This is a genomic window from Aggregicoccus sp. 17bor-14 (assembly GCF_009659535.1).
Classification (GTDB): Bacteria; Myxococcota; Myxococcia; order Myxococcales; family Myxococcaceae; genus Aggregicoccus.
In genome coordinates, this window is the sequence record NZ_VJZZ01000002.1 from 206,878 (window position 1) to 232,189 (window position 25,312).

General features: G+C 73.7%; 23 protein-coding genes. 17 read left to right on the forward strand and 6 right to left on the reverse strand.

Annotation, left to right across the window (positions count from 1 at the left end; translation table 11 throughout):
• Positions 1–53 precede the first annotated feature (53 nt).
• Genes FGE12_RS04780 through FGE12_RS04790 form a run of 3 tightly spaced genes read right to left on the reverse strand, consistent with a single transcriptional unit; the run spans position 54 to position 4,494 of the window.
• The gene (locus FGE12_RS04780) at positions 54–1,241 is read right to left on the reverse strand and encodes a lipocalin-like domain-containing protein (protein WP_153865069.1); all 1,188 of its coding nucleotides are present in this window, start codon (positions 1,239–1,241) and stop codon (positions 54–56) included.
• The gene (locus FGE12_RS04785) at positions 1,241–3,796 is read right to left on the reverse strand and encodes an FtsX-like permease family protein (RefSeq protein ID WP_153865070.1); all 2,556 of its coding nucleotides are present in this window, start codon (positions 3,794–3,796) and stop codon (positions 1,241–1,243) included. Before FGE12_RS04785 ends, FGE12_RS04780 begins: the two co-directional genes overlap by 1 nt.
• Complete coding sequence (locus tag FGE12_RS04790) at positions 3,793–4,494, reverse strand: ABC transporter ATP-binding protein (protein WP_153865071.1); 702 nt, start codon at positions 4,492–4,494, stop codon at positions 3,793–3,795. Before FGE12_RS04790 ends, FGE12_RS04785 begins: the two co-directional genes overlap by 4 nt.
• 182 nt (positions 4,495–4,676) lie before the next feature.
• Here FGE12_RS04790 and FGE12_RS04795 point away from each other — a divergent pair, with 182 nt between their 5' ends.
• Positions 4,677–6,737 (forward strand): carbon starvation CstA family protein, encoded by a 2,061-nt coding sequence (locus FGE12_RS04795; RefSeq protein WP_153865072.1) that lies wholly within the window; start codon positions 4,677–4,679, stop codon positions 6,735–6,737.
• 4 nt (positions 6,738–6,741) lie between these two features.
• Positions 6,742–6,942, forward strand: a complete 201-nt coding sequence (locus FGE12_RS04800; RefSeq protein ID WP_153865073.1) for a YbdD/YjiX family protein — start codon at positions 6,742–6,744, stop codon at positions 6,940–6,942.
• 12 nt (positions 6,943–6,954) lie between these two features.
• Here FGE12_RS04800 and FGE12_RS04805 read toward each other — a convergent pair whose 3' ends face one another.
• On the reverse strand, positions 6,955–8,502 hold the full coding sequence (locus tag FGE12_RS04805; RefSeq protein WP_153865074.1) for an MBL fold metallo-hydrolase: 1,548 nt from the start codon (positions 8,500–8,502) through the stop codon (positions 6,955–6,957).
• 127 nt (positions 8,503–8,629) lie between these two features.
• Between FGE12_RS04805 and FGE12_RS04810 the strand changes: the two genes are divergently transcribed.
• Entirely contained in the window at positions 8,630–9,016 is a 387-nt protein-coding gene (locus FGE12_RS04810) for a VOC family protein (RefSeq protein WP_153865075.1), read from the forward strand.
• A 15-nt stretch (positions 9,017–9,031) separates the two neighbouring features.
• Here FGE12_RS04810 and FGE12_RS04815 read toward each other — a convergent pair whose 3' ends face one another.
• Positions 9,032–11,767: a hypothetical protein gene (locus FGE12_RS04815; protein WP_153865076.1), complete on the reverse strand. Its 2,736-nt coding sequence runs from the start codon at positions 11,765–11,767 to the stop codon at positions 9,032–9,034.
• Between the two features lie 105 nt (positions 11,768–11,872).
• Positions 11,873–12,691, reverse strand: a complete 819-nt coding sequence (locus FGE12_RS04820) for an alpha/beta hydrolase (RefSeq protein ID WP_370458883.1) — start codon at positions 12,689–12,691, stop codon at positions 11,873–11,875.
• Between the two features lie 66 nt (positions 12,692–12,757).
• Between FGE12_RS04820 and FGE12_RS04825 the strand changes: the two genes are divergently transcribed.
• The 14 genes from FGE12_RS04825 to FGE12_RS04890 all read left to right on the forward strand — a co-directional run bounded on the left by FGE12_RS04825 (position 12,758) and on the right by FGE12_RS04890 (position 25,298).
• On the forward strand, positions 12,758–13,048 hold the full coding sequence (locus FGE12_RS04825; protein ID WP_153865077.1) for a DUF3467 domain-containing protein: 291 nt from the start codon (positions 12,758–12,760) through the stop codon (positions 13,046–13,048).
• Between the two features lie 40 nt (positions 13,049–13,088).
• Positions 13,089–13,994 (forward strand): oxygen-dependent coproporphyrinogen oxidase, encoded by a 906-nt coding sequence (gene hemF, locus FGE12_RS04830; protein WP_153865078.1) that lies wholly within the window; start codon positions 13,089–13,091, stop codon positions 13,992–13,994.
• A gap of 11 nt (positions 13,995–14,005) precedes the next feature.
• Positions 14,006–14,542 (forward strand): hypothetical protein, encoded by a 537-nt coding sequence (locus tag FGE12_RS04835; protein ID WP_370458884.1) that lies wholly within the window; start codon positions 14,006–14,008, stop codon positions 14,540–14,542.
• Positions 14,543–14,596: 54 nt separating this feature from the next.
• On the forward strand, positions 14,597–15,214 hold the full coding sequence (locus FGE12_RS04840; RefSeq protein ID WP_194797583.1) for a sigma-70 family RNA polymerase sigma factor: 618 nt from the start codon (positions 14,597–14,599) through the stop codon (positions 15,212–15,214).
• Positions 15,215–15,302: 88 nt separating this feature from the next.
• Positions 15,303–15,938, forward strand: coding sequence for a zf-HC2 domain-containing protein (locus tag FGE12_RS04845; RefSeq protein ID WP_153865079.1), 636 nt, complete (start codon positions 15,303–15,305; stop codon positions 15,936–15,938).
• Between the two features lie 17 nt (positions 15,939–15,955).
• Positions 15,956–16,393, forward strand: coding sequence for a hypothetical protein (locus tag FGE12_RS04850; protein ID WP_370458885.1), 438 nt, complete (start codon positions 15,956–15,958; stop codon positions 16,391–16,393).
• A gap of 200 nt (positions 16,394–16,593) precedes the next feature.
• A complete protein-coding gene (locus FGE12_RS04855; protein WP_153865080.1) occupies positions 16,594–16,821 on the forward strand; it encodes a chaperonin in 228 nt (75 codons plus the stop codon).
• 37 nt (positions 16,822–16,858) lie between these two features.
• Positions 16,859–18,532, forward strand: a complete 1,674-nt coding sequence (locus FGE12_RS04860) for a phospholipase D-like domain-containing protein (RefSeq protein ID WP_194797585.1) — start codon at positions 16,859–16,861, stop codon at positions 18,530–18,532.
• A gap of 126 nt (positions 18,533–18,658) precedes the next feature.
• The gene (locus FGE12_RS04865; RefSeq protein ID WP_153865081.1) at positions 18,659–19,417 is read left to right on the forward strand and encodes a hypothetical protein; all 759 of its coding nucleotides are present in this window, start codon (positions 18,659–18,661) and stop codon (positions 19,415–19,417) included.
• Between the two features lie 126 nt (positions 19,418–19,543).
• Positions 19,544–20,860 carry a hypothetical protein gene (locus FGE12_RS04870; protein WP_153865082.1) on the forward strand — a complete coding sequence of 439 codons (1,317 nt, stop codon included), beginning with the start codon at positions 19,544–19,546 and terminating at the stop codon, positions 20,858–20,860.
• Between the two features lie 110 nt (positions 20,861–20,970).
• A complete protein-coding gene (locus FGE12_RS04875; protein WP_153865083.1) occupies positions 20,971–21,351 on the forward strand; it encodes a BlaI/MecI/CopY family transcriptional regulator in 381 nt (126 codons plus the stop codon).
• 5 nt (positions 21,352–21,356) lie between these two features.
• Complete coding sequence (locus FGE12_RS04880; RefSeq protein WP_153865084.1) at positions 21,357–23,654, forward strand: M56 family metallopeptidase; 2,298 nt, start codon at positions 21,357–21,359, stop codon at positions 23,652–23,654.
• Between the two features lie 24 nt (positions 23,655–23,678).
• Entirely contained in the window at positions 23,679–24,662 is a 984-nt protein-coding gene (locus FGE12_RS04885) for a tetratricopeptide repeat protein (protein ID WP_153865085.1), read from the forward strand.
• A gap of 114 nt (positions 24,663–24,776) precedes the next feature.
• Entirely contained in the window at positions 24,777–25,298 is a 522-nt protein-coding gene (locus FGE12_RS04890) for a type 1 glutamine amidotransferase domain-containing protein (RefSeq protein ID WP_153865086.1), read from the forward strand.
• The last annotated feature ends 14 nt before the right edge of the window (positions 25,299–25,312 follow it).

A 25,312-nucleotide genomic window follows, 5' to 3' on the forward strand; every position in this document is an offset into this window, starting at 1 on the left:
CCCAGAGGGAGAGGGGACACTGACGCGGCTTCGTCCGGCTCTCCCACGTTCCCTCAGCGCACGTCTCGCGGCGCCTCGGCGTAACCCGTGAGCTCCGCGTAGCCGCGGCCCTGCACGGGCTTGCCCTCGCGCGTGCCCTCCACGCGCACCGCGCCCTCCCAGTAGCGCACGCTCACCGGCAGCTCCTGGTCCGCGAGGCGCGGCGTCACCGTGAGCTGCAGCCCCGCGGAGGGCACGCTCACGCGCCACTTCGCCGGGTAGCGCGAGCCGCCGCGCGGGCTCTCCCACGTGTCCTGCACCTCGAGCTGCAGCGACTCGCGCCCCAGCCGCGTCACCTCTCCACCCGGAGACACGAGGCTCCCCGCGCTCAGCGGGTCCGCGCGGCCGTCCTTGCTGCGCAGCTGGTAGTACATGAGCTCGCTGCCGTCCGAGAGCTGCAGCGCGAACCAGTCCCAGCCCACCTGTCCGCCGGACAGCGCGCTGGTGCTCCACTCGCGGTCCATCCAGCTCTCACCCGTCACGGCGAAGCGCTGCTCGCCCACGCGCACCTCGCCGCGCGAGGGCATGCGAGTGAGCGAGTAGTAGTAGGACGCATTGCCCGCTTCCGGGCCCTTCTGGCTCAGGCCGCGCTCGCCCTGCAGCACCGGCGCCTTGCCCTCCTCGAGCGTGAGCCGCAGCGCCACGTCGCCCGCGCGCGCGCTCAGCACCACGGGGGAGAAGCCCGGGCCCGTGCTCCTCGCCTCCCAGTCCTCCACCCAGACGCGGAACGGCGCGCCCTCTGCGCCCGCGAGCCCCTGCGCCTCGCGCGCGAACTTCTCGAAGGCGTGGAAGCGCTTGCCCGCGACGTCCGTGAGCGTGAAGTGGGCCATGTACACCTGGCGCGCGCCCCACTGGCTCTCGCGCTCGGGCGCACGCGGCGCGAGCGCGCTGCGGAACATGGTCAGCTGGTAGCCGAAGGCGCGCCCGTCCTGCGTCTCGAGGTTCCCGGTCCAGTACCACCACTCGGTGCGAAAGCCCGCGTGCGGCCCGTGGTCCTCGGGGAAGTGGAACTCACGGGGGCCGAGCGCGCGCGCGTAGCCCTCGTCGCTCGTGCCGCCGAGCGCCTCGGCGACCTTCAGCGTCGGAGCCGGCGCGGAAGAGACGCTGTCGCTGCGGGTCACCCACCACGCACCCACGGCGAGCAGCAGCAGCGCGAGCGCCACGCCCACCACGAGTCCGCGTCCGGGATGGCGGCGCTGCATCACTCCTCCCTCAGGGCGAGCGCGGGGTTGGCGCGAGCCATCTTCCACGCGGGGTACAGCCCGGCGAGGGCGGCTGCCGCGAGCGCGAGCACCACCGCCTGCACCAGCACGGAGGAGGAGAGCGCGAGCTGCAGCGTCCAGCCGAAGCTGCGCTGGTTGATGGCGTGCACGAGGATGAGCGCGAGCGCCACGCCCAGGGGCACCGCGAACAATCCCGCGAAGAGCCCGAGCATCCCCGTCTGCAGGGACACCATGCCCCAGAGCTGGCGCGGGGTGAGGCCGGTGGCGCGCAGCACGGCGAGCTCACGGGCACGCTCGAGCTGCAGGGCCATCAGCGCGCTGAGCACGCCCACGAAGGCCACGCCCACGGCGAGCAGCCGCAGCACCTGGGTGATGGTGAAGGTGCGGTCGAAGATGTCCAACGACGCGCGGCGCAGCGTGGCGTTGGCGCGCACGTTGAGCGCCTGCGCCCCGCCCGCGCGCTCGCGCACGCGCTGCACCAGCGTCTCCGGGGACACGCCGGGCTGGGCGATGAGCGCGAGCCCGCTCACCCCGCGGTCGTCGAAGAGCCGGTCGTACACGTCGCGGCGCATCAGCAGTGCGCCCACGTCCGAGCCGTAGTCGTAGTAGACGCCCACCACGCGCAAGGGGCGCACGCCGCGGTCGGTGGACACCTGCAGCACGTCGCCGCGGTGCACGTTGCGGTGGAAGCCGAAGGGCTCGGAGACGAGCACGGCGTCCGGCGCGCGCAGCGCCTGCCACACCTCGGAGGCCTCGCCCTCCTTGAAGCGGTAGGGGCGCACCTCGGTGCGGCCCAGGTCCACGGCAATCAGCTCCGCGTCCCGGCCGTTCACGCGCGTGCTCACTGCGCGCACGGTGCTGCTGTCCTTCACGCCGGGCGTCTGCCGCAGCCGCTCGACGAGCCCTGGCGCGAAGGTGGTCTCCCCGCGGCGAAACACGTAGCCGGGAGGGGAGATGTACACGTCCGCCTGCAGGCTGGCCTCGAGCCAGGCCACCACGGTGCCGCGGAAGGAGGACACCATCAGCCCCACGCCCACGGTGGTGGCCACGGCCACGGCGAGCGCGGCGAGCGCGACGGCGGTGCGCGAGAGGCTCGCCGTCACCCCGCGCGCCGCGAGCCGGCCCACGGCGCCAAAGGCAGCTCCAAGCGGCCGCACCAGCGCGCTCGCGAGGTGCGCGGTCACCCAGGGCACCAGCAGCGCTGCGCCCAGCAGCACGGCGAAGAGGCCCGCGTAGGCGGGCAGCAGCGCGTGCGTGGGGAGGAGCAGGAGCGCGGTGCCCAGTGCGAGCACGCCCACGCCGCCCAGCGCGAGCAGCGGGGCGCGCCTGCGGGCGCTCTCCTCGACGGTGGAGGCGCGCATCGTGACGACGGGCGCCGCGTGGGCGGCCTCCCACGCGGGGAACAGCGCCGCGAGCACGGTGGCGCCGAGGCCCAGCAGCAGGCCCTTCGCGAGCGTGAGGGGCTCGAGCGTGAGGCCGCGCACGCTCACCACGAAATAGAGGTCGTTGATGGTGCGGGTGACGAGCCCCACGAGGCCGCGGCCCAGCAGGATGCCCGCGAGCAGGCCGCCCACGGTGCCCACGGCGCCGAGCACCGCCGCTTCCCCCAGCACCAGCGCGAAGAGCTCGCGGCGGGTGACGCCGAGCGCGCGCAGGCGCCCGAGGAGGCCGCGGCGCTGCACCACGGAGAAGGTCATGGTGTTGTAGATGAGGAACATCCCCACCACGAGCGCGAGCAGGCTGAGGGCGGTGAGGTTCGTGCGAAAGGCCCGCGTCATCTGCGCCACCGTGCCGGCGCGCGCCCCCGCGGGCACCAGCTCCACGCCCGGGGGCAGGCTCGCGCGCACCGTCCCTTCCGCGCCCGGGGTGAGGATGAGGTCGATGCGGCTCAGCCTTCCCACGCGCCGCAGCAGCTCCTGCGCGCTGGAGAGGTCCATCATCAGGAGCCCGTCGAGCGCGCTGCCGCTCCCTGCGTCCGCCGCACCCACCAGGCCCACGATGCGCACGCTGTGCGGCACGCCCTCGGCCGCGACGCTCAAGGTGTCCCCGGCCTTCACCCCGAGCTCGCGCGCGGTGGACGCCGCGAGCAGCGCGGTGCCGGGCTCGGTGAGCAGTGCGGAGAGGTCGCCGGGCGAGTCGCCGCGCACGTAGGGCCGGAACGCGCCTTCCGAGAAGGGGTCCACTCCGAGCACGGTGAGCGTGCGCCCGTCCGCCCGGGCCCGCACGTAGCCCTCGACGACCGGCGCCGCCGCGACCGTGTCCTCCCTCTCCCCCTGGGAGAGGGAAGTGCGTCCGAGCTTGAGCTCCGTGAACACCGACTCCGCGACCCCCGAGCTCCCGCCCACCACCTGGTGCGTCGCCGCGCCGGTCAGCGTCTCCGTGGACCGCTCGAACGCGCGCGTCGCGCTCGTGTTCGCGAGGTCGATGGACACCACCACGGCCACCCCCAGCGCAATCCCCAGGAGGGACAGCGCCGTGAGCCACGGATGCGCCCCCAGGTGGCGCAGGGAGCTGCGCACGAGCAGGCCCCTCATGCCGCGCGGCTCCGCTCGTGCAGCTGTCCCTGCTCGAGGATGAGCACGCGGTCCGCGCGGGCCATCAGTCCCGGGTCGTGCGTCACGACGAGCGCGCAGGCCTTGTGGTGGCGGGTGAGCTCCTCGAGCAGGTCGAGCACCCTGCGTCCGGTGTCCTCGTCCAGGTTGCCGGTGGGCTCGTCGGCGAGCAGGAGCGGAGGCTCGTGGGCGAGCGCGCGGGCCACGGCGACGCGCTGCTGCTCTCCACCGGAGAGCCGGTCCGGGAAGCTGTCCTCGCGCCCCGCGAGCCCCACGCGGCCGAGCAGCTCGTGCGAGCGCGCGCGGGCCCGTGCGCGCTCGTGGCGGTTGAGCTCGAGCGGCAGGCGCACGTTCTCGCCCACGGTGAGGGTGGGCAGCAGGTTGAAGGCCTGGAAGATGAAGCCGATGCGCTCGCGCCGCAGCAGGGTGCGCTCCTGCTCGCTCAAGGTGGCGAGGTCGCGGCCGAGCACCATCACCTGCCCGCTGCTGGCGAGGTCGATGCCGGACAGGAGGTTGAGCAGGGTGCTCTTGCCCGAGCCGCTGCGCCCCAGCAGCACCACGAACTCGCCCGGGTAGAGGGTGAGCTGCACGTTGCGCAGCACCTCCCGGACGGCCTCGCCCTCCCGGTAGGACTTGGAGACGCTGCGCAGCTCGAGCAGGGGGGCGGAGTGGGCGGGCATGAGGGCGGTACGGGGTGGATGCGCAGGTGGACGCGTCGTTGCTGAGGAGCCATTCCGGCGGGGCCCGCACCTGCCTGGCGCGGGAGGGGGCAGGAGGGCGGACCCTGCACCAAAGCGGGGTGCATCTCCACCCTCAGGTGTACAGGCGCGGGCGCGAGCGTGCTTGCGCTGCGGGAGGCTGCATGAAAGCGGCAGCAGGCAAGCTGGCGTGGGTGCTCGTCGCATTGCTCGCAGTGGGCTGTCTCGCGGTGGTCGCGCTGCACCGCGGCGAGACCCTCAACGCGACCTGGCTGGTGGTGGCCTCGGTCTGCACCTTCTTCACCGCCTACCGCTTCTACGGGCGCTTCGTTGCGCACCGCGCGCTCGGGGTGGACCCGGCGCGCACGACGCCGGCGCGCCGCCACGACGACGGGCTGGACTACGTGCCCACTGACCGGTGGGTGCTCTTCGGCCACCACTTCGCGGCCATCGCGGGGGCGGGCCCGCTGGTGGGCCCGGTGCTCGCCGCGCAGATGGGCTACCTGCCGGGCACGCTGTGGATTCTCGTAGGCGTGGTGCTCGCGGGCGCGGTGCAGGACTTCATGGTGCTGGTGCTCTCGGTGCGCCGCGACGGCAAGAGCCTCGGGGACATGGTGCGCCTGGAGATGGGCAGCGGGGCGGGCGTGGTGGCGATGGTGGGCGTGCTGATGATCATGATGATCATCCTCGCGGTGCTCGCGCTGGTGGTGGTGAAGGCGCTCACCGGCAGCCCCTGGGGCACCTTCACGGTGGCGATGACCCTGCCCATCGCGGTGCTGATGGGCGTGTACCTGCGCTTCGTGCGGCCGGGCAAGGTGCTGGAGATCTCCATCGCGGGCTTCGTGCTCCTGATGCTCTCCATCTGGTTCGGCGGGCACGTGGCCGAGTCGCCCACGCTCGCGCCGCTCTTCACCTTCGGCAGCAAGCCGCTCGCGTGGCTGCTCATCGCGTACGGCTTTTGCGCGTCCGTGCTGCCGGTGTGGCTGGTGCTCGCGCCGCGCGACTACCTCAGCACCTTCCTGAAGATCGGCACCATCCTGCTGCTCGCGGTGGGCATCGTGCTCGCGGCGCCGCACCTGCGGATGCCCTCGCTCACGCGCTTCACGGACGGCAGCGGGCCGGTGTTCGCGGGCAGCCTCTTCCCCTTCCTCTTCATCACCATCGCGTGCGGCGCGGTGAGCGGCTGGCACGCGCTCATCTCCTCGGGCACCACGCCCAAGATGCTCGCGACGGAAGGGGACGCGCGCATGGTGGGCTACGGCGCGATGCTGATGGAGGCCTTCGTCGCCATCATGGCGCTCATCGCCGCGAGCGTGCTGGACCCGGGCGTGTACTTCGCCCTCAACTCGCCGGCGGGCGTCATCGGGACCACGGCGGCGCAGGCGGCGCACACCATCAGCGGGTGGGGCTTCACCATCTCGCCGGACGTGCTCACCCAGACGGCGAAGGACATCGGCGAGACGAGCATCCTCTCGCGCGCGGGCGGCGCGCCCACGCTGGCGGTGGGGATGGCGCAGATCCTCCACCGGCTCGTGTCGGGCGAGGGGATGATGGCCTTCTGGTACCACTACGCCATCCTCTTCGAGGCGCTGTTCATCCTCACCACGGTGGACGCGGGCACGCGGGTGGGGCGCTTCATGATCCAGGAGCTGGCGGGGCTCGCGTACGCGCCGCTCAAGCGCACGGACTCGTGGGGCGCGAACCTCCTGGCCACGGCGCTGTGCGTGGCGGCGTGGGGCTACTTCCTCTACCAGGGCGTGGTGGATCCGCTGGGCGGCATCAACACGCTGTGGCCGCTGTTCGGCATCGCGAACCAGATGCTCGCGGCCATCGCGCTCATCCTGTGCAGCGTGGCGCTGGTGAAGATGAAGCGCGAGCGCTACCTGTGGGTGCCGGCGCTGCCCGCGCTGTGGCTGGTCATCTGCACGCTGACGGCAGGTTGGCAGAAGGTGTTCGGCGCGGACGTGAAGGTGAGCTTCCTCGCGCATGCGAGCACCTTCGCGCGCGCCGCGGAGGAGGGCCGGGTGCTCGCGCCGGCGAAGACGGTGGCGGAGATGCAGCAGGTCATCTTCAACGACCGGGTGGACGCGGGGCTCACCGCGCTGTTCATGCTGGTGGTGGTGGCCACGCTGGTGTTCGGCGTGCGCGCGGCGCTCGCGGCGAGGCGCTCGGCGGTGCCCACCGTTCACGAGACGCCGCCCATTCGCGCGATGCCGGAGGTCTGAGGCGATGCGTGCGCACGAGCACCTGCAGCACCTCTGGCAGCGCGCGGTGCAGACGGCGCGCCTGATGATCGGCGTGCCGGACTACGACACCTACGCGCGCCACCTGCGCGAGCACCACCCGGAGCGGCCGGTGCCCACCTACGCGCAGTTCTTCGACGAGCGGCTGCGCGCCCGCTACCGCAACGGCGGCGGGCGCTGCTGCTGAAGCGAGAGCGGGTCAGGGGGAGGGAAGGGGCTTCCCCTCACCGCGAGCCTGCGAGACCGCCGCCACCACCTCCGTCCACGGGATGGCCCCCGTGTGCATCGCGAACACGCGCTCGGGCTTCACCCCTTCGCGCGCCGCCGCATCGGAGAGCTCTGCGAGGTACTGCGGCGCGAAGAATCCGCCCTCCGGCCCGCGCTGCACGAGGTCGCTGCCGTAGAGCAGCCGCTGCCCCGGGAGCCACGCCATCAGCATGCGCTCGCCGCTCTCGCTGCGGATGGGGAAGAGCTCGAGCCGGTTGGGCCCGCTGCCCAGGGAGGTCTTCGCGGAGACGATGCGAAGGTCCGCGCGGCGGAGCGTGCGCTGCAGCGCATCCGGCACGCGCGTGTGGGGCGCGAGGAGCAGCCGCTGGACGATGGAGCGGTTGAGGTCCAGCAGGTACACGGGGACGCCGCGCGCCACGTACTCGCGCAGACCCCCGATGTGAGGCCACGCGTCGCTCGTGGAGACCACGGCCTTCACGCGCTTGCCGGGGAAGCGGCGCGCGGCCTCCTCGAGCACCTTCGCGCTGTAGCCCGAGGCGAGCGGCGCCTCGAGCACCACGACGCCGTCCTCCTGCGCCACCAGCGCCACGTTCCACGCGCCGGGCAGCTGCACCACGCCGGGGGCGAGCTCGGCGGGCGGGCTGCGCGGGTTGCCCAGCGGCATCGTGTCCAGCGTCTGCGCGCGGCGGGCCTCGAAGGCCGGGCGCAGCTCGGGCGCGAGCGCGAAGGCGCTCGCCTCCAGCGCCGGGTCCACCTGCACGGCGGTGTACGAGAGCGAGCGCGAGGGCACGCCGTTGCGCTCTACATCCAGCTGCTGCGGGTAGAGCAGCCCGCCGGGCAGCAGCGACCACTGGCTGAAGAGGGTGCGGGTGCGCACGTCGCCCCAGACGCTCCAGAAGGGGTCCGCGGGGAAGGCGTCGAGCGTCTCCACCGCGGTGGGCAGGTGGGTGTTCGCGTTGAGGTAGAGGCGCACGGGCACCTTCTCCGTCCCGCGCTCCCAGGTGAAGGTGAGCACGTGGTGCGGCACCCCCTGCAGCGGCTCGTCCGCGCCCTTCGCGAGGTCCTTCGCGTCCAGGGCGGTGAGCAGCACGCGCTCGGGCGAGAGGGCGAGCCGCTCCTGCGCCTCCGCGAGCTGGGTAGCGCCCGCGGGGCCGCGCTGTCCGCCGCGCTCCATCGCCGCCACGCCGTCGGCCATGATCGACACGGGGCCCTTCGTCCAGGCGGGCAGCCCCACCGCGCCCGAGCGCTGCTCGGTCTCCTCGCGCACGCGCCCCTGCGCCAGGTCGCGCAGCTCCACGCGCTGCTCGTACATCACCGCCCAGGGGCCTTCCGGACGCTCGGACTGCTCGAGCAGCACGCGGTGCCCGATGCCCTCCAGGCGCAGGGCCCGGAGCGCGCGCAGGCGCTCGAGGCCGCCCATCGCGCGCGCCGCCTCCTCCAGCGGGGCGCGAGGGGTGGGGGGCGCCGCGGCAGGCGCGGCGGTGCTGAGCAGGAGGGGCAGGAGCAGGACAGGGCGCACGCAGGGTCTCCGGGGAAGCAGTGTGTTTGCGGGGTTCCAACCCGCAGGGGCGGAGTCTCTTCCCTTGCCAATGGGGCCCGCGAGAATGAAAGAGTCCCGTGCGTCCCCCCTCGCCAGGAGTCGGCCCATGACCTCTCCCCAGTTCCTCGGGCTGCGCACCGTGACCTATGCCGTGGCGGACCTCGAGCGCGCCAAGGCCTGGTACGCGGACGTGCTGGGCGTCGCGCCCTACTTCGACCAGCCCTTCTACGTGGGCTTCAACGTGGGCGGCTTCGAGCTGGGCCTGCAGCCCGCGGAGGGCGCCCAGCAGCCCGGCGCCGGCGGCAGCACCGCCTACTGGGGGGTGCCGGACGCCGAGCGCGCCCTCGCGCAGCTGCTCACGCAAGGGGCGAAGGTCGCCCAGCCCCTGCAGGACGTGGGCGACGGCATCAAGGTCGCCGCCGTGAAGGACCCCTTCGGCAACGTCTTCGGCCTCATCCAGAACCCGCACTTCCCCAACACGCAGGGCGGGTAGGGCGAGGCCGCCCCCTCAGCGCACCACCGGGGCCGCCTCGCCGAGGGCGGGCTCCGAGGGGCTGAGGTGGCCCACGTAGTACAGGCCGTCGAAGCCCTCGGGGCTCTTCTCCTTGCCCAGCTGCACGAAGGGCTTCACGCCGATGAAGGGGCGCTGGGTGGCGGTGCCCGTGAGGAAGCGCTTGCGCATCTCGAGCGGCGCGGCCTCGTTGTAGGCACCGCACTGCACCTTGCCCCCGGGCGCGAGCTTGCAGCTCCACGCGCCGCCGCCTCCGTGGTCCATGTCCAGCGCCACGAGCGTGGGCTCGCGCTGGCGCAGCAGGAAGCCCAGCGGCACGAAGTCCTTGTCCCACTCGGCTCCGCGCACGCTGCGCGCGTGGGTGTTGCCGGTGAGTACCACCATGAAGCGGCCGGGCTGACGGCTGCGCTCGGCGAGCAGCGCCTGGGCCATCAGCACGTCGTGGCCCGTGCCCTGTCCGGCCGAGTCGAAGGCGAGCACCTCGACGGGCAGCCCGCCCGCGCGCTGCTTGCGCACGCGCTCGAGCAGGCCGAGCATCGCCTTGCTGCTGCGCCCGTCCTGGTAGGGGCGGCTCCAGAAGGCACCGTTGAGCAGGCGGCGCAGGTCCTCGGGGGTGCCCTTGCTGGAGACGTAGCGGTTCACCCGCTTCTGCTCCACGCGCGGCAGCTCCAGGGCCAGCGTCACCGGCAGCTTGTGCGCGCCTGCCGCCTGGCACACCAGCTGCGAAACGAGCGCGGGCGCCTCCTGGCTGCCCTGGATCTCTCCCAGCAGCAGCAGCCCGCCGGCCTTGAGCAGCGGCTCCGAGCCGAACAGCGCCTCACCGCAGTCCTCGGCGGCCCGCGAAGCGTCCAGCGCCGCGGTGACGGGCGCGGGGGCCTCCTCGCCGTCGTCCTCCTGCGCCGTCACCGGGCCCCCGTCCGCGTCCACCGAGCGCGGCATCGCGCCGGCGGCCGGGATGGCCACCGCCATGGGCGGGCCGGCCATGTCGTCGGGGCCGGCGCTCGCGCTGCGGCGGCCGGCCTGCTCGCCGCGCGAGGGCACCGCCGGCAGGGACGCGCTGAGCGCGCCCACGTGCAGCACGCCGTGGAAGCCCGCGTCCGAGGCGCGGCCGCTCTCGAAGAGGGCGATGGCCGGGGCGACCCCCGGCGGCGAGTAGCTCGCCTCGGTGGGCGCCACGGCGTACACGCGGCACTCGGGCTCGCGCGCCAGGTTCACCGTGCAGGCCCAGCGCCGCCCGCGCGCGAACGCGGTGTCGAAGGTCTTGAGCACCAGCCCCTCGCGGGCGAGCCGCGCGCCGAAGGGCTCGAAGCGCGCGTTCCAGCTCGCGCCGGTGTCCACGCGCACGTGGTAGTTGCCGGCGAGCACCAGCATCACCGCCTGGGGAAGGGCGCGCCGGCGCTCGAGCAGCAGCGTGGCGATGGCCGCCTCGCGGCGGTTGTCGCGCATGTCGCGCGCGTCCATGGCCACCGGGTCCACCTGCAGCCCGGCGTGGCGCCAGGCGCGCACGCGCTCGAGCAGCACCAGCGTGGCGCGGCTGCTCTGGCCGTCGCGCGGGGCGAGGCGCCAGAAGTCGCGCGCGAGCAGCGCGTCCTCGGCCGCGCGGCCTCCCGCGCTCTTCATGTACGCATCCAGCGCGCCCTGCTCGTCGCGCGGGATGGGCAGCGCGAGCACCACGTGGCGCCCCTGTTGCGCGAGCTGGCAGGCCATGTTGCCCACCGCCGCGGGCACCTCGCGGGTGCCGGCCTGCTGGCCGATGAGCAGCGCGCTGCCCGGCGCGCCGAAGCCCTCGAGCCCGGCGACCGGCTGGCCGCAGGGCCCAGGGCCCTTGCTGAAGGGCCGCTCGCCGCCCTCCTTCGCGTAGGCCTCGGCGAGGCTCGGCGCGCCCGCGGGCGCGGCTCCGGCCGCGACGTCGTAGGCGCCGCCGGTGAACTCGAGCGAGGGGAACTGCTCGAGCCGCTTCACCAGCTCGCGCTCGAAGGTGCGGTCGCGGGTGCCGCGCTCGTTGCGCCCGCGCAGGTCCTCGCCCGTGGGCATCTTGCCCGAGTTGGCGAAGCGCGCGTCGTTCTCCAGCAGTTCATCGGTGTTCTGCTCCCACACCTGCTTGTCGCCGCCGTAGCCGTTGCCCGCCTTCTCCACGGGGTTGTTGAAGGCCTGCGCGCCCTGCGCGCTGAAGCTCGAGTCGCCGAGGACTGCGCGCCGCTCCTCCTTCTCGTAGCGCCGCTCGCTCTCGTCGTTGAAGGCCTGCAGCTCGGAGGGGGGCTTCGCGCCCTGCGTGAAGCGGCCGCCGGGGTTCGTCTGGCGCGGCGCGCGCGCCATCACCGCCGCGTCGTCCGTGCGGGTGATGCGGAAGAAGCGCACCACGGTCTCCGTGGGGGACAGCACCACCGCCTGCACCCGCACGCCCTGCTTCAGCTGGCTCTGCCCGTGGCCGCCCTGCACCTGGTTGCCCAGCTTCCACGCTGTGTACAGCTCCGTCTGGCTGTTGGGGACGGCGTACACATCGAAGCCCGCCTCCTGCAGCACGGCGCGCGCCGCGGCGAGCGCATCCGCCACGGGGTAGGTGAAGACGTGCTCGGTCTTGGGCTGCGGGTCCGCGCCCGGGTAGAGCGCGAGCGGCTCGGCGGCCGCGGCCTGCGGGGCGCCCTGGGCAGTGGGGCCCAGCGCGAGCCCTCCCAGGAGCAGCGCAGTGGGGCCAAGAAAGCGCGAGCGGCGGGTTCGACGGCCAGCGAGCATCGGGACCTCCAGGACGGGGGGAAGCGGGGGATGCGCCGTGGCCGACAACGCCGGAGGCCTGCTCCGGATATCGCCGGGGCTTCCCTTTTTCCCTGCCTCTGCAGTCTAGCGCTCGCCACCCTCCAGCCGCACGCGATCGAAGAAGGCGCCCACCTCCTCGGCGAGAAGGGGCCCGCCCCGGTCGCGCGGGATGATGTGGAAGCCGTCCTGGATGTGGATGAAGCGCACGCTGGGGGCCTGGGTGAGCCGCTGCACCAGCAGCTTGCCGCCGCCCGGGTCCACCACGTGGTCCTGCGCCGCCACCGCCACCAGCACCGGGCAGCGCACCCGCGGCAGCGCCGCCCAGGCCGCGTCCTGCAGGGCCCACATGTCGTTGAGGCGCGCGCTGGGGAAGGCCTTCAGGATGGGCGCCTCGGCGAGCACCTCGGGACTCTCGATGTCCGTGCCGTTCTTCTCGATCCACGGCCGCAACCACTCGAGCAGCGGGTAGCGCCCCAGGCGCTTGAGCGCGTACATCGTGGGGCCGCGAAAGCGCAGCGCCGGGGCCACCAGCGCGAGCGCCCCCACGCGCTCCGGGTGGCGCGCCGCGAGCAGCACCGCGAGCAGCGCGCCCATGGAGAGCCCGCCGACGAAGACCCGGCCGCCCGTGGAGCGCTCCGAGAGCTCCGCGAGCGCCCCCTCCACCGCGGCCTCCCAGTCGCGCGCGCCCACGCTGCTCATGGCGCGCGGCGTGGTGCCGTGCCCGGGCAGCCGCGGGCAGCGCACCCGCAGGCCGCGCCCGGCCAGCGCCTCGCCCAGCGGCCGCAGGTCCCACGGGCTTCCGGTGAAGCCGTGCACGAGCAGGCAGGCGTCCTTGCCCGCCCCCAGCTCGAAGGGGGCGGTCTTCTCCAGGTCCATGCTGCGGTCGAGGGCGGCGAGGTCCATCAGGGCTCGGGCGAGGTTCAGCCCAAGCTAGCAACGGCCTCTTCCAAGCGATATGCCCACTGCCCCATGTCGGACACTCCCAAGCCCCCCGATGCGCAGCTGCACATCCAGCTCGACGACGACGTCGCCGACGGCACGTACGCGAACATGGCGCTGGTGAACCACACGGAGACGGAGTTCACCCTGGACTTCATCTACGTGCAGCCCCAGCAGCCCAAGGCGCGCGTGAAGAGCCGCATCATCACCAACCCCAAGCACATGAAGCGCCTGCTGCTCGCGATGCAGGACAACCTCGCCAAGTTCGAGGCCAAGTTCGGCACCGTCACGCTGTCCGAGGACGACAGCAGCATGCACTGAGGTTCGCCCCCCTCTCCCAGGGGGAGAGGGGACTTTCGCCATGAGCCCTCCTCAAGACGACATCGAGTCCCTGAAGGCCCGCATGAGCGCGTGGGTGCACGCGCTGCAGGACGACATCTGCACGCAGCTCGCGAGGCTGGACGGCGGCGCGGGCTTCCGCGAGGACGTGTGGGAGCGCGCGGCGGGCGGCGGCGGGCGCACGCGCGTGCTCGAGGACGGCCCGGTGCTCGAGAAGGCCGGCGTGCTGGTGTCCGTGGTGCACGGGGAGCTGGAGGAGGCCTTCGCCAAGCGCCTGCAGGGCGAGGGGCGCCAGTTCTGGGCCGCGGGCTTGAGCCTCATCCTCCACCCTCGCAACCCCCACGTCCCCACGGTGCACGCCAACTGGCGCTTCATCGTGCAGGGCGGCAAGGCCTGGTTCGGCGGCGGCGCGGACCTCACGCCCTACTACCTGTACCCGGAGGACGCGGCGCACTTCCACCGCACCCTCAAGGCCGCGTGCGATGCGCACGACCCCACCTGGTACGCGCGCTTCAAGCAGACCTGTGACCGCTACTTCCGCCTCCCGCACCGCGACGAGGCCCGGGGCGTCGGCGGGCTCTTCTTCGAGAACGTGAGCGGACCCTCGCTCGAGGAGCAGCTCGCCTTCGTGCAGGACTGCGGCAGGGCCTTCCTCCCCGCGTACCTGCCCATCGCCGAGCGCCGCAAGGACACGCCCGTCACCCCCGCCCAGCGCCACTGGCAGGAGGTGCGCCGCGGGCGCTACGTGGAGTTCAACCTGCTGCACGACCGCGGCACGGTGTTCGGCCTGGAGACGCGCGGGCGCACCGAGAGCATCCTCGTCTCGCTGCCGCCGCAGGTCCGCTGGCGCTACGACTACCACCCGGAGCCTGGCAGCCCCGAGGCCGCGCTGCTCGAGGTGCTGCGCACCCCGCGCGAGTGGGTGTAGAGAGCGCCTCCGTGACCGAGCCCGCCGCCACGCCGCCCCCGCCGCCGCGCCCGCCCCGCCTCGCGCTCTGGAAGCGGGTGCTGCTCGCCCTCGCCGCGCTCGTGCTGCTGCTCGCGGTGGGGCTGGGCACCTTCGCCTGGCTGTACCTGCGCCGCATCCGCCACGAGGCCGAGGAGGCCGCGGCCGCCGCCCGGGTGGGCACCCAGGAGGCGCGCACCAACGTCTCGCTCCTGTGCGACGCGGTGGCCGAGCACCAGGCGGAGACGGGCACCTACGCCCCCGCAGGCCCCACGCCCGCCCAGGTCCCGAGGGGCCAGGCGGTGCCCTTCCCGAAGGACCCCGCCTTCGAGGCGCTGCACTTCGATCCCGGCCCCACCACGCACTACCAGTACCAGGTGACGGTGCAGGAGGGCAGCGTGGGGGACGCGGAGGTGGTGTGCCTCGCGCGCGGCGACCTGGACGGGGACGGGCAGGTGTCCGTGTTCCGCGTCACCCTGGACGCCAACGGGATGAAGAGCCCCGTGCAGGTGGAGCGGGAGAACGAGTAGGCGCCGGCGATTCTTTTCGCGGGTGGGCCCACGTGCGCTAGGGTCAGAGGCCTCGTGGCAACCGACGATCTCACCCTCGTCAAGCGCGTGCGCGGCGGGGACCAGCGGGCCTTCAAGCTCCTCGTGGAGCGCTACCAGCGCAAGGTGTACGCCGTGGCGCTGGGCATGCTCAAGAACCGCGAGGACGCGATGGACGTCTCCCAGGAGGCGTTCGTCAAGGTCTACAAGTACCTCGACCACTTCAAGGGCGACTCGTCCTTCTACACGTGGCTCTACCGCATCACCGTGAACATCTGCATCGACGTGCTGCGCAAGCGCGCGGGCGGCGGCGGGGAGCCGGTGGAGTACGACGAGAGCGTGCCCATGGACCTCTCCGAGGCGAACATCGGCGCGCTCGGCACCCGCCTGGGGACCAACCCCCAGAAGAGCGCGCTGCGGCGCGAGCTGGCGGAGAAGATCCAGGAGGCCCTGGCCACCGTGCCCGAGAAGCACCGCGCCATCCTGCTGCTGCGCGAGGTGGAGGGCATGTCCTACGAGGACCTCGCCCGCACGCTCGAGATCCCCAAGGGCACGGTGATGAGCCGGCTCTTCCACGCGCGCGCCAAGGTGCAGAAAATCCTCAGCGAATACCTGGAGTTGGACGAGGCGAAGAGCGGGGTGGGGAACGAATGATCGCGAATATTCGGCGTGGAATATCCGCCTCGCGCTCCCGTCCCACCCCCGAAGCCCCTCTTCGCAGAGCAGCCCGAAGGTAAAGCCCATGGCCGGAAATCCCGCGTGCACGCGCTACGTCCCCCTCCTCTCCCCGTACATCGACGGGGAGCTCAGCCCCGCCGAGCGGGTGACGCTGGAGCGCCACCTGGCCGCCTGCCGCGACTGCACCGGGCGCACCGCGGACCTGCGCGCCGAGAGCGCGCTGGTGCGGGTGGGGCTGGAGATGGCCGCGGACGAGGTGGACTTCAAGGACTTCGCCCAGAAGGTGATGGCGCGCGTCACCCCCGAGCGCCCGCCCCTGCTCGAGCGGGTGCGCCTCAGCTTCTCGGAGATGATGCGCTACCAGCGCACCGCCTTCGTGTCCTCGCTGGCCACGGCCGCCGTGGTGCTGCTCGTCGCCATCCCGCTGCTCACCCGCGGCCGCGCCCCGGTGGGCTACGCGAGCGAGCGCATGATGGTGCAGGCGGTGCGCGCGAGCAGCGGGGCGCAGGTGGCCCCGGTGGTGATGGAGGCCGAGGACGGCAACGCCATCATCTGGCTGGTGGACGAGCAGAAGGTGAAGAAGGACGGGAAGTCCACAGACGAGAGCACGAGCGACGAGCTGGAGATGGACGGGGACGCCCCGGCGCTCAAGGCTCGCCCCAAGCCGAAGCCCCAGCCGCAGCAGGGAGGTGAGCTGTGAAGTCCGGAGCGTCTCACGTGACGTCGCGCGGCGCGCTCGCCGCGCTGCTGCTGCTGCTGCTGCCCACGCTGGCGCTCGCGCAGGGCGAGAAGGTGCCCGTGCAGGTGGAGGTGGTGCTCGCCTCGAACAAGGGCAGCGAGGTGCAGCCGCCCGAGCTCTCGAAGATGAAGGCCACCTTCCAGAAGCAGAACTTCAGCTTCACCTCCTTCAAGCGCCTGAGCCTGCAGACGCTCGAGGTGACGGCGGCGAAGCCCACCGAGGTGAAGCTGCCCAACGGGGTGAACGCGAGCCTGCGGCTGCTCAAGTTCGAGAAGGGCACCGCCACGGTGCGCGTGGACGTGCCGCAGCTGACCGCGACGGACGTGGAGCTGGGCCGCCAGGGCTCCATCTACCAGCTCGCCGGCGACCACGTGGGCGGCAAGCTCATCCTCGTCCTCAGCCAGCCCAGGTCGTAGCAGCCGTGGGTCCGAGCGCCTTCCCAGGCGTTCCCCGCGAGTTCCCACCCGTCGGAAAAAAGCTCAGCCCTCCACGCTGGCGCCCGCCCTCCGGGGCAAGGGCGCACGCGCACTTACGTGCAGGCACGCCGGTTGCTCTCCCGAGGGGCACGTGAGGCAGGGTGGTGGGCGAGCGGGCGACGCAGGGGGGGAGCACGGGCATGGCGAAGCAGGGACGGCGTGCGCACGTGATGGGGCGCAAGGTGCGTCGAGCGCGGGCGCACCTGAGGGCGGTACGGCGCGTCCAGCGCGTGCAGGTGACGCTGGGAGACCTCATCGCGGCCGCCTTCGACAGCGTGGGCAGCGAAGTGCGGCGCGTGGCCGCCGTCCTCTCCAGCGCGGAGATGGCGCTCGCCACCGGGCGGCGCATCTTGATCACGCAGGCGTAGTCCTCCCGGGCCGGCAGCGTCGAAGGAACGAGCAACCGTGAAGAAGATCGTGTCTCCAGGCGAGAACTGTTGGGCCGTGGCCGAGGCCAGCGAGGCCGGCGTGCTGGTGGACGCGCGCGACTACTACCGCGCCTTCTACCACGCGGCCCAGAAGGCCAAGCGCTACATCGTGGTCACCGGCTGGCAGTTCGACAGCGACGTGGCGCTGCTGCGCGGCGAGGACCTGAAGGAGGCGAAGAGCGACGTGCGCATGCTCCCGATGCTCAAGGAGCTGTGCGAGAAGAACCCCGAGCTGCGCGTGTACATCCTCGCGTGGGACTTCAGCCTGCTGCTCGCGCTCGAGCGCGAGTGGATGCAGCACATCCTGTTCAACTGGACGACGAGCGATCAGATCGTCTTCCGCTACGACGCCTCCAGTCCGCTGTACGCGGCGCACCACCAGAAGCTCGCGGTGGTGGACGGCGTGGTCGCCTTCACCGGCGGCATGGACATCTGCGACTGCCGCTGGGACGACCGCGACCACCCGGCCGAGTGCCAGAACCGCTGCGACACGGGGCGCGACCCGCACGGCCCCTACCACGACGTGGGCGCGGTGCTCACCGGCCCCATCGTGCGCAAGCTCGCCGAGCTCTTCGAGGCGCGCTGGGTGAAGAGCGGCGGCGGCGACCTGCACCTGCCCGAGCCGCTCGCGCGCGACGACGTGCAGCTGCAGTACACGCTGCCCCTGCCGCCCGGCCCCGTGGCCATCAGCCGCACCTTCGGGCGCACCCTCATCCCGCCGCAGGAGGCGGTGCAGGAGGTGCGCGCGCTCTACCTCGCGGCGATCGACGCGGCCGAGCGCTTCATCTACCTGGAGAACCAGTACTTCAGCTCGCGCGCCATCTTCCAGGCGCTGGTGCGCCGCCTGCGCGCGGAGGACCGCTCGAAGCTGGACGTGGTCATCGTGCTGCCGCGCCAGGCGGAGGCGCTGCGCGAGCAGGTGGCCATGGGCGTGGCCCAGGTGAAGCTGATGCGCCGCCTGCAGGAGGTGGCGCGCGAGACGGGGCACCGGCTCAACGTCTACTGCACCGCGGCCACCGACTCCGCGGGCAACGAGCGCTTCACGTACATCCACTCGAAGCTGCTGGTGGTGGACGACCGCTTCCTCACCCTGGGCAGCGCGAACACCACCAACCGCAGCATGGGCCTGGACTCCGAGCTGAACCACAGCTGGGAGAGCGATTCCGAGGCGTCGGATGCGCTGCAGCGAGCCATCCGCAAGCTGCGGGTGAGCCTGCTCGCCGAGCACACCGGGCTCTCGGAGCGCGCCGCGCTGCGCGCCTTCGCGCGCGGGGAGGGGATGGTCACCTTCCTCGACCGCGTGGGCGCCGCGCGCCTCGGCCGGCTGCGCCTGCACCCGCTGGACACCGTGTTCGACCAGAAGCCGGTGCTCAAGTCCTTCGCCCCCGAGGACCTGCTCATCGACCCCGAGGACTCGGTGCTCGACGAGAAGCTCTTCGAGACCCTGAAGAAGGACAAGGAGGGCTACTTCGCGAGCGCGGTGAGCCTCCTCACCGACATCTTCGTGGGGAAGGTGACCCGCGAGCCGCTTGCCTCCCTGCCCGTACAGGGAGGCGCCGCGGCGCTGGCCGAGGCGGAAGCGGACGCCGAGGTCGAGGCGGAGCTGGAGGCGGAGCTCTCCGTCGGCACGCCGGACGCCCAGGCGGGGTAGCACCCGCGCGCGCAGCGCCCGCACGCACGGCTGCCTCCCAGGAAGCCCGGGGTCGGGCGGTTGTCGACTTCAGGTCCATCGTCACCTTGAGGGAAGAAACCAATTCCTCTCAAGGAGCGAACCCTCATGAAGCGCACCCTGCTTGCTGCCCTGACCACCCTTGCCCTCGTGGGCTGCAGCCACGCGAAGAACAGCACCGCCAGCGCCTCCAACGGCGGCAAGGACGAGCAGACCGAGTCGGTGGCCCACAGCGCGGATGAGCGCGTGCAGGCCCAGGACTCCCGCCAGGCCTCCGACAACACCGTGTACAAGGGCCCGGACGCGACCGGCGGCAGCGGCAGCGACGTCGTGACCGACCCCAACACGGGCGCCGCGACCCCCGTGGACAACTCTCCGAACCAGGGCAACCACGAGACGCAGTCGAACGACGGCGCGGGCGCGTCGGGCGTCGGTAGCTCGAGCGGCAGCACCACGCCCAACATGGCCACCCGCACGGACGGCTCGGGCACCGGCGGCAGCGGCGACGCGCAGGCCAAGAGCGAGGTGAAGGAGGAGGAGGGCACCGGCGGCTCTGGCTCCACCACCAGCTCCAGCACGGGCTCTACGGGCTCGATGAGCGGCTCGACGACCGGCTCGACGACGGACTCCTCGAGCACCGGCGCCGCCACCACGGGCTCCTCCACCCCGAGCTCCTCCACCACCACCGGCTCCTCGTCGATGGACTCCAGCATGGACGCGACGGGCGGCTCGGGCAGCACCGCGGGCACCGGCTCGATGGACACCAGCACCTCGACCAGCACCAAGAGCAGCAAGAGCTCGAAGAGCACCAAGGCTGCGCCCTGCCCCGACAGCAGCACGAGCAGCACCAGCAGCACCACGAAGTAGCCGCCTGAGCCCAGGCACCTGAAGCACCCCGCCCGAGCGCGGCCGGCCTCCCCCTCCGTGGGGCGTGCCGCGCCGCGCTCGCCGCTTTCTGGCCTCCGCTCTCCGGGCCGCTAGGGTTGCGGGTGCATGCCCGGCGCCCTCCCGCTCCTGCTCCTCGCCACCCTCGCCCAGGCTCCGGCTGTCTCTGATGCAGGAGAGGTGGAAGGTCCGCTGCACCTGCGCGCCGCGCTCGAGCTCACCGCGGGCGCCGAGCCGCCGCCGGCCACGGGCGCCCTGCAGGACGGCGCCTTCGTCTCGGTGCTGCCCCTGCTCGCGCTGGACGGGGGCGAGGCGCTGGGGCTCGAGGTGGGCGCGCCGCTGCGCCTGCGCCTGCAGGGCGCCACGGACGGAAGCGGCACCCGCGCCGGCGGGCTGCGGCGCGAGGACTGGGACGAGCGCAGCGACTTCGGCCAGCTGCTGCGCGAGCTGCGGCTCGGGGCGCCAGACGGGGCGCTGTCCCTGCGCGCGGGGCCCCTGCCGCTCGCCACGTTGGGGCAGGGCCGCCTCGTCTCGCGCTACGCCAACACGCTCGCGGCGGACTACCACCCGGCGGGCGCGAGCGCCGCGCTGCACGCGGGCCCCGTGCGCGTGGAAGCGCTCGCGAGCGACGTGCTCGCCCTGCGCCTGCTCGCGGCCGAGGCGCGCGTGGACCTCGCGCGAGCGCTGGGCGCAGGCGCGGGCGCGTGGGAGCGCGTGCACGCGGCCGCCTCGCTCGCCTACGACGGGGGCCGCGCGCACGGGCGCACGGCTGCGCTGAGCGCGGGCGCGGTGGACCTGGATGCAGCGGTGTACCGCGGCGCACGGGCACAGCTGTGGGCGCTCGCCGGCGTTGGCGCGCGCCTGGACGCGACCGGGGGCACGGGCGCGGCGCTGGGGCTCGCGCTCGAGGCGCAGCCGCGCGCGCTCGCCGTGGGCGCGAAGGTGGAGCTGCGCCGGCAGGCCGGGGGCTTTCGCCACGGCCTCTTCGGCGCGGACCTCGAGCTCGCGCGCTTCAGCGCCACCGGCCTCGCCGAGGCGCCGCTCTCCGGGCAGCTGCTGCCGCCGGGCTACGCGGGCTACGCGGAGCTGCACCTGGCGACGGGAGATGCGGAGGGCGAGGCCGCGGAGACGGGCCGGCTCGGGCTCTCGCTCGCCGCGGAGCACTTCGCCTTCGGCCGCACGGACGTGGACGCCTCGCTGCTCCTGCAGCTGCCCGGAGGGCGGGCGAGCGCCACGCTGCGCGCGCTCGCCACCGACCTCGGCGAGCGCCCCCGCTACGCGCTGCAGGCCGAGGCGCGCGTGCGCCTCGCCCCCGCGCTCTACGCCGTGGCGAGCGGGGGCACCGTGCACACGCCCACCGCCGCGGGCGTGCTCACCCGCGGCCTCTACGCCGCCGCGGGCCTCGGCCTCGACTTCGCCCGCTAGCGCGCGCTCGCCCCTCCCTGGACCCGAAGGCAGGAGCGGGGGGCTTGACTACAGCTGTAGTCAGGTCATAGGTTGTTTCTGACTACAGCTGTAGTCAGGAGGCGTGCTCCATGGCCAAGGCAGTGGGAGAGCAGGAGCTGGCGGTGCTGCGCTACGTGGCCGAGCACGGCCCGGCCACCGTGGGCGAGGTGGCGGAGCGCTACGGCGAGGCGCAGGGGCTCGCGCGCTCCACCATCCTCACGGTGATGGAGCGGCTGCGCGCCAAGGGGCACCTCACCCGGCGCAAGGTGGAGGGCGTCTTCCAGTACGCGAGCTGCGTGCCCACGGGCGAGCTGCTGCGCGGCGTGGTGGGGGACTTCGTGCAGCGCGCCCTCGCCGGCTCGCTCTCGCCCTTCGCCGCGTACCTCGCGGAGGCCGAGGCGGTGAGCGACGAGGAGCTCGCCCAGCTCCAGGACGTGGTCAACCGGCTGCAGCAGCGCAGGAAGGGGTGAGCGCGATGAACCCGATGATCTCCGGCCTGTCCTCCTTCTCTCCCGCGCTCGAGCTCGCCGCCGAGCGCCTGTGGCGCGCCAGCTGGCAGGCCGCGCTCTGCGGCCTCGTCGTGCTGCTGCTCACGCGCGCGCTGCCGCGCCTCACCCCGGCCGTGCGCGCGGGGCTCTGGTGGTTCGTCTCGCTCAAGGCGCTGGTGGACGTGGTGGGACTCGCGCCCTTCGCCCTCCCGCTGCTGCCGCCCGAGCCCGCGGCGCTCGTACAGGCGGCGGCCCCTGCGCCGCTCGACCTCGCGGCCCCCATCGAGGATGCCCCGATGCCCGGCGTGCCGGTGGTGACCGCCTCCGACGGCCAGGGCCTCACCCGCGCGCTCACCGGTGCACGCCTGCCCGTGCCGCCCCTGCGCACGGTGCGCGCCGCGCCCTCCGCCGATGCGTTCGGTCACCGCGCGCTGCCGACGCAGGACGCCCCGGCGCAGGTCTCGGCCGCGGCGTCCCGCTTCGACGCCGCGCTGAGCTTCGCGGCGGCGCCGGGAGGGGCCCCCGCGCAGCCCGCTGCGGCCGCGTCGCCGGCGTCCCTCTCGACCGCGCCGGAGCAGGCGCCCGCGGCCTCCGCGCACGTGCCCGCCGCGGCCGTCCTGCGCGGGCTCGCGGCGCGCGTGCTGCCGCTGCTGCTGCCCCTCGCGCTCGCCGCGTGGCTGCTCGGGGTGGTGCTGCACCTGGGCGCGCTCGCGCGGGGCTGGGTGCACGTGCGCCACGTGCGCCGCACGGCGCGTCCGCTGCACGCGCCGCAGCTGGAGCGCGATGCGGCCGAGCTCGCGCGGGGCCTGGGGCTCGCGCTGCCGCAGCTGCAGGTCGCCCGCGGCGTGCAGAGCCCGCTCGCAGTGGGGCTCCTGCGCCCCGCCGTCATCCTCCCGCCGCGGCTGCTCGCGGGGCTGAGCGCGCGCGAGCAGCGCATGGCGCTCGCGCACGAGCTGGCGCACCTGCGCCGGCGCGACCTGTGGCTCGGCTGGGTGCCGGCGCTCGCGCAGGCGCTCTTCTTCTTCCACCCGCTGGTGCGCCGCGCGGGGCGCGAGTACGCGCTCGCCCGCGAGGAGGCCTGTGACGCCGAGGCGCTGCTCGCCACGGGCGCCGCCCCTGCGGAGTACGGCCGGCTGCTGTTGGCCTTCGGCGTCGCGCGCCCCCACGGCGCGCTCGCCGCCCTGGGCGCGTCCGCCCACATCACCGCTCTCAAGAGGAGGTTGCACATGCTGGAGAACGTGGAGCTCGAGTCGCGCCAGGTGCGGCGCTGGATGAAGGTGGCGCTGTGCGGGGTGGGGCTCGTGGTGCTGCTGCCCTTCCAGGTGGTGGCGCGCCAGGCGCCCGCGCCCTCCCCGGCTCCGGACGCCGCGCCGGCCCCGAAGGCCGCGCCCGCTGCGAAGGCCGCGCTGGCCGCCGCTCCGGCCCCGAAGGCCGCGCCCGCTGCGAAGGCGGCACCCGCCGCCGCGCCAGCGCCGAGCGCGGCCGCGGTGCCGGTGCCTCCCGGGACGCCTCGCGCTCGCGTGGCCGCGGTCGCGCCCGTGCCTCCGGTGCCTCCCGTGCCGCCGGTCGCGCCCGTGGCGGCGCGCGCGCCCGTGCCGCCGCGTCCCCCGACGCCGCCCACCGGCGGCATGCACGGCCTGCACGGCACCTTCAACATGCACGGCAGCTTCTCGGACGCAGAGGAGGACGCCTACGCGCTCGTGAACGGCAACGAGTGGAACATCCGCGGCGACGGCGGCGACATGCGCAACGTGAAGCGCCTCCAGAAGAAGTACGACGGCGAGTTCCTCTACGTGCGGCGCGGCGACAACCACTACGTCATCCGCGACGCGGCCACGATCAAGGCGGCGCGCGCGGCCTTCGAGCCCCAGCAGAAGCTGGGCGAGCAGCAGGGCGCGCTGGGCAACAAGCAGGGGGCGCTCGGCATGCAGCAGGGCGAGCTGGGCAAGAAGCAGGCGGCGCTGGGGCTGCGCCAGGCGGAGCTCTCGCTCGAGCACGCGAAGCTCGCCCACCGCTTCGCCGGCACGGATGACGACCCCGCGGCCGAGCGCGAGCAGGAGCGGCTCGAGGCGGAGCTGGACAAGAAGCAGGAGGCGCTGGAGCGCGAGCAGGAGGCGCTCTCCGCCCAGCAGGAGGCGCTCGGGCAGCAGCAGGAGAAGCTGGGCGAGGAGCAGGAGAAGCTCGGCGAGCAGCAGGAGAAGCTGGGCGAGGAGTCCGAGCGCAAGCTCAAGGCCGTGCTCGACTCCGCGCTCGCCAGCGGCAAGGCGGAGCAGGTGCAGCCCTAGTCCCCCTGCGCTACAAGCGCCGCCATGACGACGGCGCACGCCCGCGAGGGCAACCAGCAGTGGGCGCAGGGCCAGGTGGACGCGGCCCTGCGCAGCTTCCAGAAGGGGCTCGCACTCGAGCCGCAGGACGTGGACTGCCTCCTGGGCCTCGTGCGCTGCCACGGAGCGCAGGGCGCGCACGCGGCGGCGGAGGCGAGCGCGCGGCGCCTGCTCGCGCTGCGCCCCGACCACGCGGAAGGCCAGGCGCGGCTCGCGCTCGCCCGGGCGCGGCAGGGAGATGCGGAGGCGCTCGAGGCGCTGCGCGCGCTCGCGGCCGCCCCCAGCGCGGGCTTCGGCGAGCGCTTCGAGCTCGCGCTGCTCCTGCTCGAGCGCGCAGACGCCGCGGGCGCCGAGGTTGCGCTGCGCCTCGCGCTCGAGCGCGACCCGGACAGCGGCCCCGCCCACTTCGAGCGCGGGCGGCTCGCGCTCGCGCGGCAGGACGGGGAGGCGGCATTCGCGCACCTCGCGCGCGCGGCCGAGCTCACCCGCGACGAGCCGATGGTGCTGCTCTTCCTCGGCCGCGCACACGCGCTGCGCGGAGAGCTCGGGCGCGCGCTCGCGGTGGTGGGGCGCGCGGCGGCGGCAGCGCCTGCGTCCGCGCCGCTGCGCGAGGAGCTGCTGCGGCTCGCGCTCGCCGCGGGGCACCCGGAGGCCGCGGTGCGCGCCGCGCGGGAGCTGCGCGCGCTCACACCCGGAAGCGCCCACGCGGTGTACCTGGAGGGGCTCGCGCAGCTGGCCAGCGGGCAGTTCCCGCAGGCCGCCGAGCTGCTGCAGGAGGCGGTCTCCCAGGGGCTGCCCACGGCGCTCGCGCGCACGGAGGCGCAGCTCGCGCTCGCCCGGGCGCTGGGCGGGCAGGGCCAGCAGGGCGAGGCGCGCGCGCTGCTCGAGCGGGTGCTCGCGGAGGGCGCCGCCGGAAGCGCGCAGCTGGAGGCCCAGGCGCGCACTCTCCTCGGCCAGCTCAGCGGGTGAGGGTGCCTGGCTCCCCACCGTGCGGCCCTGCCTCCTGCGCGCCCACGCCCGCGTGCCCACCTTCCTCTTTTTCCCGCCCGCACGAGCGAGGCGGCGAGAGAGGGAGCACACGCAATGGCGCAGCACGTGAAGGTGGCCTGTCTGCTGGGGGATGGCTTCGAGGACTCCGAGTTCCGCTCGCCCTATGACGCGCTGAAGGCGGCGGGCCACACGGTGGACGTCATCGGGGCCGAGGTGGGCAAGGTGCTCAAGGGCAAGTCGGGCAAGGAGGCGGTGAAGGTGGAGAAGGCCATCGCGGACGTGCGCCCGGAGGACTACGGCCTGCTCTTCATCCCGGGCGGCTACTCGCCGGACCACATCCGCGGCGACGCGCGCTTCACCGGCTTCGTGAAGGCCTACGACGCGCTGAAGCGCCCCGTTGCGGCCATCTGCCACGGGCCGCAGCTGATGATGAGCGCGGGCATCGTGAAGCAGGGCCGCACGCTCACGGCGTGGCAGACGGTGCAGCAGGACCTGAAGTACACGGGCGCCACGGTGAAGGACGAGGCGGTGGTGGTGGACGGCAACTGGGTGACGAGCCGCAAGCCGGACGACTTGCCGCGTTTCAACGAGGCCACGCTGCAGGCGCTGCGCTGACGCGGCGGCCGTGA